The organism is Alteromonas sp. CyTr2 (genome assembly GCF_947311905.1).
Lineage (GTDB): Bacteria > Pseudomonadota > Gammaproteobacteria > Enterobacterales > Alteromonadaceae > Alteromonas > Alteromonas macleodii.
In genome coordinates, this window is the sequence record NZ_CAMZMZ010000001.1 from 301,451 (window position 1) to 318,335 (window position 16,885).

13 protein-coding genes are annotated in these 16,885 nt (G+C 44.6%); 7 read left to right on the forward strand and 6 right to left on the reverse strand.

Annotated features, from left to right (window positions below; translation table 11 throughout):
* The first annotated feature begins 22 nt into the window (after nucleotides 1-22).
* The 4 genes from infB (at nucleotide 23) to rpsO (ending at nucleotide 4,510) form a co-directional block, all read left to right on the forward strand.
* On the forward strand, nucleotides 23-2,629 hold the full coding sequence (gene infB / locus QME20_RS01315) for a translation initiation factor IF-2 (RefSeq protein WP_281715289.1): 2,607 nt from the start codon (nucleotides 23-25) through the stop codon (nucleotides 2,627-2,629).
* Nucleotides 2,630-2,743: 114 nt separating this feature from the next.
* The gene (gene rbfA, locus QME20_RS01320; RefSeq protein WP_014949257.1) at nucleotides 2,744-3,145 is read left to right on the forward strand and encodes a 30S ribosome-binding factor RbfA; all 402 of its coding nucleotides are present in this window, start codon (nucleotides 2,744-2,746) and stop codon (nucleotides 3,143-3,145) included.
* Nucleotides 3,146-4,120 carry a tRNA pseudouridine(55) synthase TruB gene (gene truB / locus QME20_RS01325; protein WP_281715290.1) on the forward strand — a complete coding sequence of 325 codons (975 nt, stop codon included), beginning with the start codon at nucleotides 3,146-3,148 and terminating at the stop codon, nucleotides 4,118-4,120. It abuts the gene before it with no gap.
* A 120-nt stretch (nucleotides 4,121-4,240) separates the two neighbouring features.
* Nucleotides 4,241-4,510 carry a 30S ribosomal protein S15 gene (gene rpsO / locus QME20_RS01330; protein WP_012518257.1) on the forward strand — a complete coding sequence of 90 codons (270 nt, stop codon included), beginning with the start codon at nucleotides 4,241-4,243 and terminating at the stop codon, nucleotides 4,508-4,510.
* A gap of 407 nt (nucleotides 4,511-4,917) precedes the next feature.
* Here rpsO and rluF read toward each other — a convergent pair whose 3' ends face one another.
* The 3 genes from rluF to QME20_RS01345 form a co-directional block, all read right to left on the reverse strand.
* The gene (gene rluF, locus QME20_RS01335; protein WP_014949260.1) at nucleotides 4,918-5,676 is read right to left on the reverse strand and encodes a 23S rRNA pseudouridine(2604) synthase RluF; all 759 of its coding nucleotides are present in this window, start codon (nucleotides 5,674-5,676) and stop codon (nucleotides 4,918-4,920) included.
* Between the two features lie 142 nt (nucleotides 5,677-5,818).
* Nucleotides 5,819-6,631: a hypothetical protein gene (locus QME20_RS01340; RefSeq protein ID WP_039229603.1), complete on the reverse strand. Its 813-nt coding sequence runs from the start codon at nucleotides 6,629-6,631 to the stop codon at nucleotides 5,819-5,821.
* Between the two features lie 191 nt (nucleotides 6,632-6,822).
* Nucleotides 6,823-8,379 (reverse strand): bifunctional GNAT family N-acetyltransferase/carbon-nitrogen hydrolase family protein, encoded by a 1,557-nt coding sequence (locus QME20_RS01345; RefSeq protein WP_014949262.1) that lies wholly within the window; start codon nucleotides 8,377-8,379, stop codon nucleotides 6,823-6,825.
* A 426-nt stretch (nucleotides 8,380-8,805) separates the two neighbouring features.
* Between QME20_RS01345 and QME20_RS01350 the strand changes: the two genes are divergently transcribed.
* A complete protein-coding gene (locus QME20_RS01350) occupies nucleotides 8,806-9,477 on the forward strand; it encodes a 2OG-Fe(II) oxygenase (RefSeq protein ID WP_014949263.1) in 672 nt (223 codons plus the stop codon).
* Nucleotides 9,478-9,685: 208 nt separating this feature from the next.
* Nucleotides 9,686-11,371: a response regulator gene (locus QME20_RS01355; protein ID WP_049586659.1), complete on the forward strand. Its 1,686-nt coding sequence runs from the start codon at nucleotides 9,686-9,688 to the stop codon at nucleotides 11,369-11,371.
* Nucleotides 11,372-11,490: 119 nt separating this feature from the next.
* Here the strand turns inward: QME20_RS01355 and QME20_RS01360 are convergent, their stop codons facing one another.
* The 3 genes from QME20_RS01360 to QME20_RS01370 form a co-directional block, all read right to left on the reverse strand.
* A complete protein-coding gene (locus QME20_RS01360; RefSeq protein ID WP_049586661.1) occupies nucleotides 11,491-14,076 on the reverse strand; it encodes an ExeM/NucH family extracellular endonuclease in 2,586 nt (861 codons plus the stop codon).
* A gap of 329 nt (nucleotides 14,077-14,405) precedes the next feature.
* Nucleotides 14,406-14,696 carry a DUF2252 family protein gene (locus tag QME20_RS01365; protein ID WP_348648714.1) on the reverse strand — a complete coding sequence of 97 codons (291 nt, stop codon included), beginning with the start codon at nucleotides 14,694-14,696 and terminating at the stop codon, nucleotides 14,406-14,408.
* 140 nt (nucleotides 14,697-14,836) lie between these two features.
* Complete coding sequence (locus QME20_RS01370) at nucleotides 14,837-15,994, reverse strand: DUF2252 family protein (RefSeq protein WP_239257642.1); 1,158 nt, start codon at nucleotides 15,992-15,994, stop codon at nucleotides 14,837-14,839.
* Nucleotides 15,995-16,288: 294 nt separating this feature from the next.
* On the opposite strand from QME20_RS01370, the gene ahpC reads away from it, so the two are divergent.
* Nucleotides 16,289-16,852 carry an alkyl hydroperoxide reductase subunit C gene (gene ahpC / locus QME20_RS01375; protein ID WP_014949268.1) on the forward strand — a complete coding sequence of 188 codons (564 nt, stop codon included), beginning with the start codon at nucleotides 16,289-16,291 and terminating at the stop codon, nucleotides 16,850-16,852.
* The last annotated feature ends 33 nt before the right edge of the window (nucleotides 16,853-16,885 follow it).

Below are 16,885 nucleotides of genomic sequence, written 5' to 3' on the forward strand. Positions count from 1 at the left end.
TCAACAGGGGGAAAATTACGTAATGGCAGATGTATCTATTGAAAAGCTCGCCAGCGACATTGGTACGACCGTTGACCGATTGGTTGGCCAGTTTAAAGACGCGGGTATCACTAAGAGTGCCGGCGCTCAGGTAAACGAAGACGAGAAACAAAAACTATTGGATCATTTAAGTAAGCAACACGGCAGCGCAGCTGAACCAACGCGTATGACACTTAAGCGTAAGACAACAAGCACGTTAAGTGTTGGTAAGTCTAAAGAAGTGAAAGTAGAAGTACGTAAAAAGCGCACTTACGTTAAGCGTAGCGATGTTGAAGAACAGCAGCGTCAAGCGGAAGAAGAGGCGAAGCGTCTTGAAGAAGAAGCTCGTCTGAAGCGCGAAGCGGAAGAAAAAGCAGCAGCTGAAGCGAAAAAAGCCGCTGAAGAGAAAGCGCGTAAAGCTGAAGAAGCGAAGAAAGCCGCTGAAGAAGAGCGTGCCCGCCGTGCAGAACAAGCAAAGAAAGAAGCTGAAGCACGTAAGGCAGACGAGCCAGAACTGACTGAAGCTGAAAAAGCTGAAGCTGAAGCTGCGCGTCAGGAAGAAGAGCGTCTGCGTAAAGCGCAAGAAGAAGAAGCGCAGAAGAAGCTTGAAGAAGACGCGAAGAAAGCGGCTGACGAAGCGCGCAAGCTTGCTGAAGAAAACGAGCGTCGCTGGAAAGAAGAAGAAGAGCGTCGTAAAAAAGCAGAAGCTGAAGAAGTTCACTTGCACTCTAACCGTTACGCGCAAGAAGCGGAAGACGAAGAAGACATGCAGGTTGAGCGTTCATCACGCCGTCGTCGTAAGTCGAAGAAAAACGCGGGTGAGCACCTTAAGCAAGGCTTTAACAAGCCAGCTGCACCTGTAGAGCGTGTTGTTAAGCTTGGCGCAACCATCACCGTTGGCGAACTAGCAAGTAAGCTTGCTATTAAGTCTAACGAAGTTATCAAAACGATGATGAAGATGGGCGAGATGGCAACCATTAACCAAGTACTAGACCAAGATACTGCGGTACTAGTGATTGAAGAAATGGGCCATAAGTACGAGCTTGTTAACGACAATGCGCTTGAAGATGAGTTGTTGGCAGATGGCACTGGCGGTGAAAAAACCACTCGTGCACCTGTTGTAACCATCATGGGTCACGTTGACCACGGTAAAACCTCATTGCTTGACTACATTCGTCGCGCGAAAGTTGCAGACGGTGAAGCCGGTGGTATTACCCAGCACATTGGTGCATATAAAGTAGAAACAGAAAATGGCGAAATCACGTTCCTAGATACACCTGGACACGCCGCATTTACCGCAATGCGTGCTCGTGGTGCTACGGCGACGGATATCGTTATTCTTGTAGTTGCTGCAGATGACGGCGTAATGCCTCAAACGAAAGAAGCGGTACAGCACGCTCGCGCTGCTGGCGTACCTCTTATCGTTGCAGTGAACAAAATGGATAAAGAAACAGCTGACCCGGATCGCGTTAAAACTGAGCTATCTCAACTAGAAGTTATCTCAGAAGAGTGGGGCGGTGAGCACCAGTTCTGTAACGTTTCTGCGAAAACAGGTATGGGCGTAGACGAACTGCTTGAAGCTATCGTTCTACAAGCTGAAGTTCTAGACCTTAAAGCAGTAGCTGAAGGCCCAGGTCGCGGTATTGTTATTGAATCTCGCCTTGATAAAGGCCGTGGTCCAGTAGCATCTGTATTGGTTCAAGAAGGCCAATTACGCGCTGGTGACATTCTACTTTGTGGTGAAGAATACGGCCGTGTTCGTGCAATGCGTGACGAAAACGGTAATGAAATTAAGATTGCTGGTCCTTCTACGCCTGTGGAAGTACTTGGTCTGTCTGGTGTTCCGGTAGCGGGTGAAGACGCAGCCGTTGTTAAAGACGAGCGTAAAGCGCGTGAAGTAGCAGCGAAACGTCATCAGAAGAAACGTGAACTTAAACTTGCTCGTCAGCAGAAAGCGAAACTTGAAAACATGTTTGCGAACATGGAATCAGGTGACGTTAGCGAACTTAACATCGTACTTAAAGCTGACGTACAGGGTTCTGTAGAAGCAATTTCTGAATCACTTGTTAAGCTTTCTACTTCTGAAGTAAAAGTGAACATTGTAGGTAGTGGTGTAGGTGGTATCACTGAGACTGACGCAACCCTTGCGGCTGCATCAGGCGCTATCGTACTAGGCTTTAACGTTCGTGCCGATGCAACAGCGCGTCGCGTACTAGAAGCTGAAGAAATTGATTTACGTTACTACAGCGTTATCTATAACCTAATTGACGAAGTGAAAGCGGCCATGAGTGGTATGCTTGCACCAGAATTCAAGCAGGAAATCATTGGTCTTGCAGAAGTACGTGACGTATTTAAGTCACCGAAACTGGGCGCAATTGCGGGCTGTATGGTTACTGAAGGTAACGTTAAGCGTAGCAACCCAATCCGTGTACTTCGCGACAACGTAGTAATTTACGAAGGTGAACTAGAGTCACTGCGTCGCTTTAAAGATGACGTACAAGAAGTACGTAGCGGTATGGAATGTGGTATCGGCGTTAAGAACTACAACGACGTGAAAGTAGGCGACCAAATCGAGGTCTTCGAAATCGTTGAGGTTAAGCGCGAAATTTAATTGCCTTAGTTAATTCGGCATGTGAAAAACGGGGGCCGAGTGCTCCCGTTTTTGTCTGTATACAGTAAACAGGCTTCACGCATGCCCAGCGTTAAATAAGGAAAGGAGAGTATAATGGCCCGTGAATTTTCACGTACCGACAGAGTCGCTCAGCAAGTCCATAAAGAAGTGGCGAGCATTCTGCAAAATGAATACAAGCACCGCGTTGGCGACATGCCCTTGATCACGGTTTCTGACGTAGATGTGTCGCGTGACCTAGCGCATGCAAAAATCTTTGTGACTATCTACAACAGCACCGAAGAAGAAGGTAAAGCGCAAATTAAACAACTGGCAGAATACAAAAAGTTTATTCGCAGTATTCTAGCTAAACGTATTCGCATGCGCTCAGTGCCTGATCTTCACTTCTTTGAAGATAAATCGATTGTTGAAGGTATGCGTATCTCTAATCTTGTGTCTCAGACCATCGCAAAAGATGAGTCAAAGCGCGATAAAGACGATCCACAAGAGCAGGAGTAAATGGCAAGACGTCGTAAAGGCCGTGAGATTAACGGCATAGTATTGCTTGATAAACCGCTTGGTGGGTCATCTAACCAATTGCTTCAAAAAGTGCGCTGGCTGTACAAAGCTGCGAAGGCCGGGCATACAGGCGCACTTGATCCACTTGCCAGTGGCATGTTGCCGCTGTGCTTGGGTGAAGCTACGAAGTTTTCTCAGTTTCTTCTGGATGCAGAAAAGACCTACGAGGTAACTGCTCAACTGGGTGTTCGCACCACCACGTCTGACGCCGATGGCGAAGTGGTTGAAGAAAAGCCTGTTGATGTAAGCGAAGAACAAGTACGTGATGCGTGCTTGGCGTTTCTAGGTAAGAGCAAACAAATTCCATCCATGTTCTCAGCGCTTAAACATCAAGGTAAGCCGCTTTATCACTATGCACGTCAAGGCATAGAAATTGAGCGGGAACCCCGCGATATTGAAGTGTATGAACTGGATGTACTGCGTATTGAACTGCCGTTTGTAGAAATGCGCATTAAATGCAGCAAAGGCACCTATATTCGCTCTATCGTAGATGATTTAGGTCAGAACCTTGGCTGTGGCGCCTACGTGACTCGCTTACACCGTACGGAAGTAGCAGACTATCCTACGGATAAAATGGTCTCGCTGGATAAGTTAATTGAAATTCAGGAATCACTGGAAGAAGGTGACTTTAAAGCGCTGGATGACTTATTAATTCCTATGGATACCGCTGTAAGTCGTTTGCCATTTGTGACCATAAACGACGCTGAAAGAAACCGTTTTGATAACGGCCAATCAGTAAAAGGGGTTTGTAGCGAAGCGCTGGGTGAAGGCGTGTCTTACCGCGTTTACCATGGCGACGATACCAGTGGTGTTTTCTTAGGTGTAGGGGAAGGGGTTCTTGACCCGAAAGACCAAGGTATCCCTAAACAAGAAGTGTTTGTTAACCCAAAACGTCGAGTTGTTTATCCATTGTAGCTGCGCCGGTAAATAAAGACGGTTTATGGCTTGCTAAGTCTGTAAACGTCATTATAATACGGCGCTCATTCCGCTTTGCTGAATTAGTGATCGGCGAAGCATTAATATTAGGAGAATGATATGTCACTAACTAAAGCAGAAACCGCAAAAATCATTGCTGAGTACGGCGTTAAAGAAGGCGACACTGGTTCACCAGAAGTTCAAGTTGCTTTGCTTACTCACAACATCAACAAGCTTCAAGGTCACTTTGCTGATCACAAGAAAGATCACCACTCACGTCGTGGTCTTCTACGTATGGTTAGCCAACGTCGTAAGCTTCTAGACTACCTTAAAGGCAAGAACGCAGAGCGTTACCTTGACCTTATCAAGCGTCTAGGTCTACGTCGATAAGACTAGGTTTCAAGAAAAGCGCCCAATGGGCGCTTTTTTTTTGCAAAAATGTACAGCGAAGTGCAATACACCCTAGTACATGTATGAAGCCATCCAATTAACTTTGTGTTTGTACTACGCGTTAGTTCGACGATATGTTTTGCGTTTTGTATTCAAACATCCGCTCATCTGCAATAATGCTCGCTCATTTTGTAATTCTGTTTGCGACATCTTTGCAGAAAGAACGAAAGAGATAAGGGAAGCAGATATTGCAATAACAACAGAAGCCACCACGAAAAATACATCGTAGTTAGCCAATATTTCAGCACTAGGGGGAAAATCCTTTACCGAAAAAAAATGATAATGTCCGTTTTTCAAAGTCTTAAATTGTCTTATCAATAAACTACTACTAAATGTAGTAGTTTCATTTATTTACGCAACTCAACTTTGCTCGCTGTTTTTGTAGAAGAGCGAACTGCATTTTGCATAATAGTTAGTTCACGGCTTGTTAGGTTACGCCACTGGCCAGGTTTTAGTGAGCCGAGTTCAAGGTGCATGATTCGGGTTCGTTTTAGTTTGGTGACCTCGTACCCTAAAAACTCACACATTCTGCGGATTTGTCGATTAAGACCCTGAGTTAGAATAATGGTAAATGTATTTTTGCCCGTGGGTTTAACCACACAAGGCTTCGTCACCGTCCCTAAAATTGGTACTCCGCGAGACATACGGTTGACGAAGCGCTCACTGATTGGTTGGTTAACCGTAACTTCGTATTCTTTGTCATGAGCATTTTCAGCGCGCAGGATCTTGTTCACGATGTCCCCATCGCTGGTTAAAATGATTAAGCCTTCCGATGGTTTGTCTAACCTTCCTACGGGGAAAATACGTTCCTTGTGACCGATAGCGTCAATAATGTTGCCTTTGACATGACGCTCAGTTGTACAGGTGATACCAATGGGTTTGTTATAGACAATATATACGCGATCTGACTTGTCTGAGGCTACTGCGCCTACAACTTTACCGTCTACCTTTACAGTGTCACCAGGCCCCACTTTCGTACCCAGTTCAGGTGGTTGGTTATTAACGGTAACGCGATTTTGCTCAATGAGTTTATCCGCTTCACGGCGAGAACACAGGCCAGTGTCGCTAATATATTTATTTAAACGTTTGGGCGCTTGCTCACTCATTGCGCATTAGGTCCTATAGATTTCAAAAGAGGGCAATATTATCACGGCAAAAAGAAAGGGGCGATTCGCCCCTTTCTTTTTTATGCGTTAAACCGTGGTTTTTATTCTCGGTTGTATACTATTGCAACAGATTTAATCTGGTTTACTGGTTACCTGCAGCTGAAGGAGCCGAACCACTTCCACCCGTTGAACCACCGCTAGATACTACTTTGGTTGCTATATCGCGAATTTCGTTTTCCAAACTGGTAATGCGGCCAGATAAGGTCGTATTGCGTTGCTCTAACACAGACAGTTTGTCGGTTAAATTACGTACGCTTTGCTGAGCGCTTTGTTTATCGCTTGCTGCTTGCTCAAGTTGAACATTAACAGCGAGCAGTTCATCAGCTAACGAAGCAAGTTGATTCTTAACCGAGCCAATGGCCGCTGCTTGCGATTTTACATTTTCTGAAACTGAGTTGATGTTCTTATTCAAGGCGTTTTGAACGTTACCTACGCGGTCGCCAAGATCAGCAATCTCTTGTTGATTACGACGCCAAGCTGACGCCCACAACTTATCCATTTGTTCCCAAAGCTCGTTTGTCTTGTTGGTTAGCTCAGTAACTTTAACTTGCAGGGCAACAGTAGATTCACCAATTTCTTCACCTGTAGCAGATAACTTGTTTTCTAACTGTAATATGCGCTGCTCCGCTTGCTCAGCAACCACTTTTTGTTGCTCAAGCATGGTGTACAGGTAATAGCAACCACCACAGGCGGCTAAGGCGATGACGGCAACGAATACAACCCAGATTCCATTACCGTTTCCACCACCAGAGGGTTGGCGGTTTGCTGATGGGGCAGATGAAGGTGGAGGCGTTGCTTTTGTTGGCGCCGCCTGACGTTTTGTTTGGTAATCACGACGGTCTTCTTCATCCAATCTAATGGTTGGAAACTCGTCGTTTTTCGAATTATTTGCCATAGTAAATTTATAATCTCGTTATGTAGTACTAACTTCATCGCATTTAGATGCTTTAACTCAATAAGAAGACAGCACATTTATATTTGCGCGCTAAAGCATGTTATCGCTAAATTAAAGGAAATTCTACGGCTTATGCTCAATGTCAATTATACATAAGCCATAAAATCCGAGAGTTTCCTTAAAGCGTAGCGCTACTGCTTATCGCCGATCCATTCAACGCGATACAAATCTCGTCTTCTATCAAGATAATTCCGCACAGAGCCTTCATTTTGAAGCTTAGTGAGTTTATCCAAATCCAAATCAACAATGAGCGTCATTTCTGTGTTTGGCGTGGTCTCAGAGACAATTGCGTCATGTGGGAACGCGAAATCACTTGGCGAGAAAACCGCGGTTTGCCCATATTGAATATCTACGTTGTCCACTTTGGGTAAGTTACCTACGCTACCTGCAATTGCCACGTAGCATTCGTTTTCAATAGCGCGGGCCTGCGCACAGCGTCGCACGCGCAAATAACCGTTTTTGGTATCTGTCCAGAAGGGGACAAACAAAATTTGCATTTCCTGATCGGCAAGAATACGCGCAAGCTCTGGAAACTCCACGTCATAGCAGATCAAAACGCCGATTTTGCCGAAGTCGGTATCAAATGTCTTAAGGCTGTTTCCGCCTTTCATTATCCAATCTTCTTTTTCGTGAGGTGTTGGATGAAGCTTATACTGGCTTTCAATCGTGCCGTCGCGTTTGCAAATGTAGCTGACGTTATAGAGCTCTTCCTCTTCTACCACAGGCATAGAACCTGCGATAATCGTAATATTGTACGATACGGCCAAATGAGACACGGCAGTTAAAATCTCATCGGTATAGGTCGCTAAATGCCAAATTGCATCAATGGATGAATCTGACGGGCTCAGGCCCATTAATGGCGCGTTGAAAAACTCAGGGAACAGGGCAACGTCGCAAGAATAGTCAGACAAGGCATCGACGAAGTACTCTACTTGTTGTAAAAGCTCTTCTACATTATTGAAGTAACGCATTTGCCATTGAATACATCCGATTCGCGCGCTGGTCTTCCTGCTGGCGATGAGGGAAGGCGTGCCCGGTTCATAATAAATATTGTGCCACTGAAGTAGCGTCGCATAACCCTGTGAGGCTTCATCCTCTGGAAGGTAAGCCGACATGACTTGCTTGACTTCAAATCCATTTGAAAGTTGAAAAGTTAAAATGGGGTCGTAGATGTCTTTGAGCTTGACTTGCTCAATGTATTCATAAGGCGACAGCTCATGCGCATGGTTTTTGTAGTTCGGGATTCGACCGCCCGCCATAATGGATTTTAGATTCAAATTACGACAGAGCTCTTTACGCGCTTCGTAGAGACGACGACCAAGGCGTAGACCTCGATACTCGGGTGAAACAATTACCTCAACACCATAAAGCACATCACCGTTAGGATCGTGTGTGGTCAAATAAGCATCACCCGTAATTTCATCGTAGCTATGTTTATCCCCAAACTGGTCATAGTCTACAATCACTGAAATGGCGAAAGCGACCACTTTGCCTTTATCTTCAATACATATTTGCCCATCGGGAAATGTAGTAACTTGGGCTTTATAGTTAGAGTAAGGCCATGCGCCTCCAACGTTGGCGTATACCTCATCCATTAACGCTTTAACATCGTTGTAGTCGTCCAGTCTCAAATTTCTTAAGTCTAGATGATGTTCCGTTTCTTCTATTTGTGTTTGATCTTGACTCATGGGTTACTCTTTTTGCTAAAAATTTTAGTACGTACATTGCATATATCTTTACTAAACCGCCTTGCCATGCGTTTTTCAACTGTTAATTACAATCCGTATGTGCAGACGTAATGGCAACGGAAACAAGGGCAGAAGAAAAGTCTCTCAATCAACCCTCTTAAAATATACACCTCGGTTTACTTATTGATTTAGTTTACCTTTACCGTCATTTGCTCACTTTAAAATTGATATTAAATAAGCAAGAAGCGTGCGACTTCTTAACGACAAATAATTTTTCTTTTATCGATAAAAAAATAGCGCGGAAAATGCGTGGTGATGCAATTGCTATAGGATTCAACCCCGCGTATAAGTTCGCTAGTTTTTTAACATACACAACCCGCTCCTAACTACACGATTAGTTAACCGCTCAAAGGTAGAAATGCTCTGATGAATAGAGAACAACTTGCGTCGTATCAGCCTCTTCACGTTTTCGATGAAGCCATATTTGAAAATATCGTCGATGACTTAGTCACGAAAGGCTTTTCTATTCAAGAGCATGGTTTACCTGATTTCATTACACAAGCACTTTTGGCCTGCCAGCGTTCGATCTCTGAAGCTGAATATCAAGCGGCAGGTATTGGTCGCGCAGAGAATTATCAAAAAGCTGAAAAAGTTAGAGGGGACGAGATTTGCTGGATTACAGGTTCATCTAGCGAAGGCGCTTTGTGGCTTTCATGGTGTGAAGCCATGCAGCAGTATGTAAATCGTTCGCTCTTTATGGGGCTTTTTTCTTTTGAAAGTCATTTTGCCTGCTATGAGCCGGGTAAATTTTACAAACGCCATGTAGATGCGTTTAAAGGCCAGGGCAATCGCGTGTTGTCTTTAGTCGCCTATTTGAATGACGACTGGACTTCAGAAGATGGGGGAGAACTCGTGCTCTACGCTGATGAAAGTGATCTAATTGGAACAAGAGTGCTGCCAACGAAAGGTACTTTCGTTGTCTTTTTGAGCGAACAATTCCCTCATGAAGTATTACCTGCTGCCCGCAGCCGTCACTCGGTTGCAGGTTGGTTTAGGGTTAACGGAAGCGTTAACGACGCGATTGATCCGCCTCGATAAAAGCACTAATCACGTTGTGAAACGCACGTGTATCTAAAAACCAAGACTTATGTATAATAAGTTTAGGCTGTATGCGCGCTATTATTACAAAACTGGTTTGAATTATGGGCCAGCTCCTCTCGCGCACAGCTCGCGCAACATTGTGCCGTCGCAATAGCAAGTATTCTATTACGACGCTTAGGGAAAAGACGTTAGAAGTGATTGGTAAATGCTGGAAAAAATACCTGCCCCAACCCCAAGAGAAGAATTACATGTGCTGGTTATCGATAACCAGGGGCTTGTACATGATGTAGTGTCATCAGCTTTGCATGAAATTGGAATAAAAAACGTAAGCAGTGCTTTTAATGCCTTTCACGCGAAAAGGTTATGTGCTGCAAGACAATACGACTTTGTTTTACTGGCGTTTAACGTCAGTCACGACAAAGATGGCTTTCACCTTTTTGAAGAATTAAAACACCTTAATCACATCAACGACACCACCACGGTCATTTTTCTCAGTGCAGAGACATCGCCTGAATTGGTTAATTGTATTGTTGAATTGCAACCGGATGACTTTTGGGTCAAACCTCTTCAGCGCAACAAAATTGAGCTGCGTTTGGAATACCTTATCCAAATAAGGTTAAAGCTACATAAAATGCTTCATTGTATGCAGGTGGGGGACTATTCCACCGCTATGTACTATGCAGAGCGCCAGTTAAAAGATCCTTCGCTATCGGAGTATCACACCAGAATTAAACGCTTAATTGGTGATTGCTTATTGCAGCTTCGCGATTATCAAACTGCGGAAGACTACTTTAGAAGCTTATTGCAGAGCATGGATCATGCGTGGGTTCACATTGGTTTAACCCGGTCGTTGCTTCGACAAGATGAATTAGAAGAAGCCCAGCTACTGGTTGATGACTTATTGCAGCGCCACGACACGCGATTCTTAACCTTTGACTTGCTTGCTCAGTATTTTATTGAGAAAGAGCAGTTCGATATTGCCTACGAACAAATGAAAGAGGCGAGTAAGCTAGCACCTCGCAATATTGAGCGTAACAAACGGTTATGGGATCTTGCTCGATTGAACCACGATAAGGCAGGGCAACTTTCAGCCGTTCAAAATATGGCAAAGTTTGCTAAAAATTCTATCCATGACTCACCTCATCTAACGCTCAATGTTATTCGTTCAACCATTGATTTAGCCACAAGCCTTGGCAGTACGGAAGGCGAACGCTATATGAAACGCGCAGAATCTGAACTAGAAGAATTGAAACAACAAAAGGGCATGCAGTCTCAGCTTGGCGAGCAGATTGACGTCGTAAAAGCGCGTGTCTTGTGCTTGCGAGACGACAAAAAAGGGGCTGAAAAGTTGATGAAGGATCGTTCGGCATCTACCGACGGACTCTCGATGGAAGATAGCCTCGATAAAATGAAAGCATTTCACGAGTTAGGAATGCGTGAACACTGTGTGAGTATTTTAGATAAGCTTAGAAAGCAAATTGAAGGGGACACGTTTACTTCTCAAGTGGTAAATGAATACCTGAATCAAGAGTCGATTGAACGTACTGAAATTCAATTTACCACAAAAGAGCTTAAGCAAATGGCTGCGGTTAACTACAAAGAGAATCGGTTGTCGCCAGCCTTCAACAATTTACGCCAGGCACTAACACTGTCCCCTAAAGACAAACAAGTTGCACTGAGCTTGTTAAAAGTTATTACTCAAATCCACTTAGGGGATAATTTAACAGACGAGCAGATGGAAGCGGCCCATAAAGCGGCGAAGCTTCTTTTAAGTAGTGACTTGTCGCCAACCCAGGCTGAAAAGCGCGATCAGTATATAAGCCGAATCGGCATTGAGGTGGATGACAGTAACGCTGCTGACTTAGTCGGTGTGGTAGCCGTTAAAGCATAACGGTTACTACACAGACTGTTATTGAAAAGAGTACCAACAAAAAAGCTGCCTCCATTGAGGCAGCTTTTTTTACGTGAATGAAGCACACCCGTTAAGCGTGTACTTCATTCTTTCACTTTTTACTTCTTAACAGTAGTCGAACGACGACGAAAGCCAATCGCTGCAGCTAGCAGGGCAAGAATTCCTCCCATTGCTCCACCTGAGCTATCATTGTTTTCTTCTTCTTCCTCTTCAACTACGTCTGCTTGTAGGTCAAAGGTTGCGATGAATGGGTCGTGATCTGAGCTTCTAAATGGACCAACATCAGTAAAGGCGTAACCGTCTTCATCTGGGTAATAACGAAGCGCTTGATCGTACTGCAACTGGTAAGCTTCAACTGAGTTGATGTTCCAGTGAGCACCGTCAATGGCGTCTGCAAGCATAGCTTCACTTGCTAGTACGTGATCTAAACTACCCACCTGTTCAGTTCCGTAGAACCAATATGAGAAGCCTTCTGCATCAAACTCTTCAGCCAAGTTGTGATAGCCGAAGCTAGACTCTACGTCCACTGACGAGCCTTCATCCATACCTGTATTGACCGCAGTCGTAATAGTGTATCCACGAGATTCAGGTGTGTAATCGGTAAGTACAGCTACTGGATCTTCAGCGCTATAAGCGTTTAAGTCGCCTAAGATAACCTTGCGCTCTGGCAGGCTCTCATCACTTAGCGCGTTGCCTAATGTGATAGCCGCCGATACACGAAGTGCGTTACAGCTACCCTGAATCGTGGTAATTTCAGACGGCGCTTCTGCCACATCTTCTGCACACTGTGAACCTTTTGATTTAAAGTGATTCACGGCAACAAGGAACGATTTGCTGCTTTCAGTGTGTACAAACGATTGAAGAAGGCTTGGGCGCATGCGTGCCAGGCTATCTTCATCAATTTGTTGCTCTGGCATAGCAACTACCATGGCATCATTTTCTGGCGTCACTACTGTAGCTTTGTATAACAAGCCTACAGTAATTGCATCCGTACCAATTTCACTGCCATCACTGGTTGCGATGAATGAGTATTGCTCGGTTTCACCAAGTTCGGCGTTAATAGCATTAACTAGAGATTGGATAGCGCTATCTTCACCAAAACCATCGTTTTCGATTTCCATCAAACCGACAACGTCTGCGTTAAGGTTAACGATAGCTTCAACGATACGACCCTGTTGCAATTCAAACGCCACTTCATCGTCTGCGCCGCGGTTTTCGTCATAATCGAAATTTACGTCGCCATTTGCATCTACTTCACCATTAAAGTAGTTAAGCACGTTGAACGTAGCAATAGATAGGTTGCCTTCTGTAACCACTGGGTTTGCTTCGCGAGAAGACGTTACTTCGATAACGTCGCTTGGATTAATTCTGTAAGTGCCAAAACTGTAGTTTAGTGGGCCAGCAGCAGAAACCGAATCACCAATGCGAATGGCATTAGCGTAGCTGAAAGTAGGGAAGTAATTAAGTGCATCTGGGTACTGCGAGCTGCTGTTATCTTCGATTGTAAGAAGGCTTGTCTCGCTCGCTTCTTCTGCCGCAGTATAAGCTTCTGACAGAGGCGCAGCTACGTCGCTTGGTTGGCGTTTAATTGTATCGCTAACAACGATTTCACCAAAACGCCACAGGTTGTTTGTACTCGTCACTGTTGCATCAGTCACGCTAACAACCATACCTTCAACGGTTTCAAGGTCAAGTTCGTACGGCATAGAAAGTTCTACCGCTGCTACAGCATCCGCTGTACCACAATCAAGTGCAGCCACATCACTATCCATAGCAAGTGTGGTCATACCGTAGTTTTCTTCTACTTCACCGTAAAAGCGAACCAGGTTACCTGTTTCAACGTCGACAGAACCTTCTACAAATAAGCCTTCAGACGTGGCGTCGTCAGCGTCGTAATCAGACGCTTCTTCTTGGACAAAGAAGCCGCCAGCACGTGTGCCAGTTACAATAGCTTCAATTATAACGTTATTGCCAACTTCAGCAGAGCTGCTTTCACTGCCCTGTATAGCACTAATAAGTGTCGCGTCTGCACCGCAAATACCTAGCTCAACAGCAGGCTCTTCTGGAACTTCTACAACGTCACCGCCACCTTCAGTGGTAAATGTACCCGCTGGAAACGGCGTTGCAGCGTCAGTGTTAGTGGTCGAGCCATCAAGCGCGTCAACACCACTGTAAGTCCAGTTAGATGCTTCGAAACTGCCGCCATTTGCTGTTTGACCTGACGTACGGTATGCCCAACCGTCTAGGTACTCCCACGCGGTGCCACTACCGTCGGTGTTGATATCGCCAAACGTGTCAATAACGCTGCCATCTTTAAAAAGCTCAATAGCGTCGTCACCATTAATACCCATTGATGAAGTATCGTAGTCTGGTGCAGAACCGAAAAACGCAGTAAATCCATCAATTTCTGATGCTACGTAGATATAAGTACCAGCGCTTGCAGACGCACCAGCTGGAAACGTAAACTCTTCGCCATCAGTACCGCCGCCGTTGTTTGCAGTTCCAAGGGCATAGGTAGATAAATCTGCTATGTCATTGACTACGAAAAGTTCAACTGCTTTTGGAACACCACCGCTTAACGGTCCATCGATAACACCACTAATGACTAAATCGTTAGCTTGGATGGCGGTTGAAGAAAGTGCAGAAATGATTCCTGCAGATAGTAAAGTTAATGATGTTTTCACGTCATTTTCCCTTTGTAGTTTTCATTATTTTTAATTCACATAAATACTGCTTCTGCTTTTGCCGAAATAGAAAAAACAGAGTGATATGTGAAGCGCAATTTTCTTATTGCTTGAACTACACTAAGGGCATTTGTAATGGATAGGAATGACTTAACCTTATTCAAGCTGTTTTTAAAATATTACTTAAATATCAAGTTCTTATCATCTATAGGTAAGTTTACTCATACCTTTAACTCTTAACCAAAAGCTAATATAGGTGTTAAGTAATGCTAACGACACGTCTATGACAACAGTTCGCCTGGTAAAAAATACGCTTTTTATTGATATCTTTATTTCAGCGCACGAGTGAACAGCGCATGATCATCAACTACTTGTTCTGTATAAAGATTTGCTATTTTTACGAGCAGGCTTTTTACTTGAGAAAAAGACGTTGATGCTGACGACGCGAATCGTGTACTTCTTCTTCCGCCTCGGCAGTGAGCTAGCGCAAGGCTATACCCGCACAATTCGGCAAGATACCAATCCGCACAGATAATCACCCACGCAGCGAGATTTAAAATGTTCGTAATCGCGGCGTGTTGCCGCAGGTATAGTGGCTCTACATCAAGGTAACACAACAAAGAGTACGGACATTTTAAACTCGCCCTTCGGGAAGGTCTGGCAAGCTTCCTAGCTTCATTCTGGGAATTTGAAAGGGAACAGCCATTCCTGCATTCCCACGCTTCGCTAGGAAACTTGCCAGCGCCTTCTGAGTGGGCGATTATCTGTGTGCATTGGTATTATACTCAAAGCCACCATTTATCGCTTTATTTCCCATTGCAATATCTTGTGGGTCGATTCCCACTTTAGCGTGATGTCGGGAGCGAACCAGGTAATGCGCATTTTCAAACTTAACTTCATCAAGCACTAAGTCGGGTTTTCTTTGCATTCTTCGTTGGCATCGAGCTGTAAGGTGTGCCGCATTTAGGCGATTAACCGGGTTAAAATCTGGAAAATAATAAATAGGCGCCGCAACACGTTGTTGCTTAACCTCTACAATATGACAATGCGCAAAGCTTGCTGAATTATGTGGTTTTGCTGGTCCTACTAAAAAGTAGTAGCGCGCCATATTTACCGACCCGGTGCCCGCGTCCAGGCGTTTCACTATATCGACTACCGCATCGTCCATGTAGGGAGCAAAAGCTTCTAGTAGCGTGGCGTATTCTTGTGGGCTTAGGGTAGAAAATTTTTCACTGTTGGCCTTAAACCCCAAGGTCTTGCCATCAAAATGAACGGCTTTAGCCAGCGCACTTTTAACCGTGAAGTCTTCTCCTCCTGCGCTGCGGGCTTTGGCTTTTTTATATAGTTTGGTCAGCTTGCTTGGCACGGCATCTGGGCAGTAGTCTACGGCTTCGTTAATCACCATGGCGTTTTCTACTACTTGGCTACAGGTTTCTACATAACGCTCAATAAATGCGTATTGCGCATTAATAACCTGCTGGTGGCTGACAACAGGTTTAGTGATGTCGATGTTATCGCACGCATACTTTCCATCAACGGTGCCTAGGCAATGTATCTGGGCAAGGTGCAATGAAGTGAGATAACGAAGCACATCCCAGTGTGCTTTGCCGACACACGCATCATCAAAGTCGTTGGGTGAGAAGATCACTGTATCTCCGTGAGACCCTTCTTCTGTGAGAAAGCCAAAATTGGAAGTATGACAGTCTCCCATCACGCTGGTGAGGGGAACTGTCTCGCATTCTTTAGGAAAATTGATAAGGCCAGCTTTTATGTCAGCGTAAAACAACTGCGCACTGCCTCTGTAGAAAACAAAGGGGCTGGCCTCCATTTTTGCATGCTTTGCCAAAGTGCGAGATGGCGCGTGTCCATCGATTAGCATTATTTCGTGGGAGATGCGCTGTAGTCGGGAATGGGTCATAGTTTTCTCATTCAGCAGAGTTTAGCCGGTGAAACCGTATTGCAAAACAATCAATCTATTTTTGGCTCAATTTTCATCGTTCAATTAAATAACCTGATTAAGCGATTCATTTTTACCAATTAGTTTTTTGTGATTGTGCGCGCTATTCTTATCACCAGTTTCGAGAGACATGAATTTTGCGTTACGTGATTATCTTCACAAAACTGCAAAACCATGTCGACACAATAAACGTAAAGTTTGTATTCGTATGTGTTTAACGTGCGAAAATAATTTAAACCAAATGGAGAATTAAACATGGCATTGATTAATACTGCTATCAAACCTTTCAAAGCAACTGCATTTAAAGACGGCGAGTTCGTAGACGTAAGCAGCGAAGACATCAAAGGTAAATGGGCAGTTTTCGTATTTTACCCAGCTGACTTCACATTTGTTTGTCCAACTGAGCTTGGCGACATCGCTGACAAGTACGAAGAACTTCAGTCACGTGGCGTAGAAGTATTTTCAGTATCTACTGACACTCACTTCACTCACAAAGCATGGCACGATTCTTCTGACACGATCAACAAGATCAAATTTGCAATGATTGGCGACCCAACAGGCGAAATCACTCGTAACTTCGATTGTATGCGTGAAACTATGGGTCTTGCTGACCGCGCTACATTTGTTGTTGACCCAGAAGGCATCATCCAAGCGATGGAAATCACTTCTGAAGGTATCGGCCGTGACGCAGATGACCTAGTACGTAAAGTTAAAGCTGCTCAGTACGTTGCAAACAACCCAGGTGAAGTTTGCCCAGCTAAGTGGAAAGAAGGCGAAGCAACTCTAGCACCTTCACTTGACCTAGTAGGCAAAATCTAAGCAGCACGCTTAGCGCTTAATATATGAAAGCTC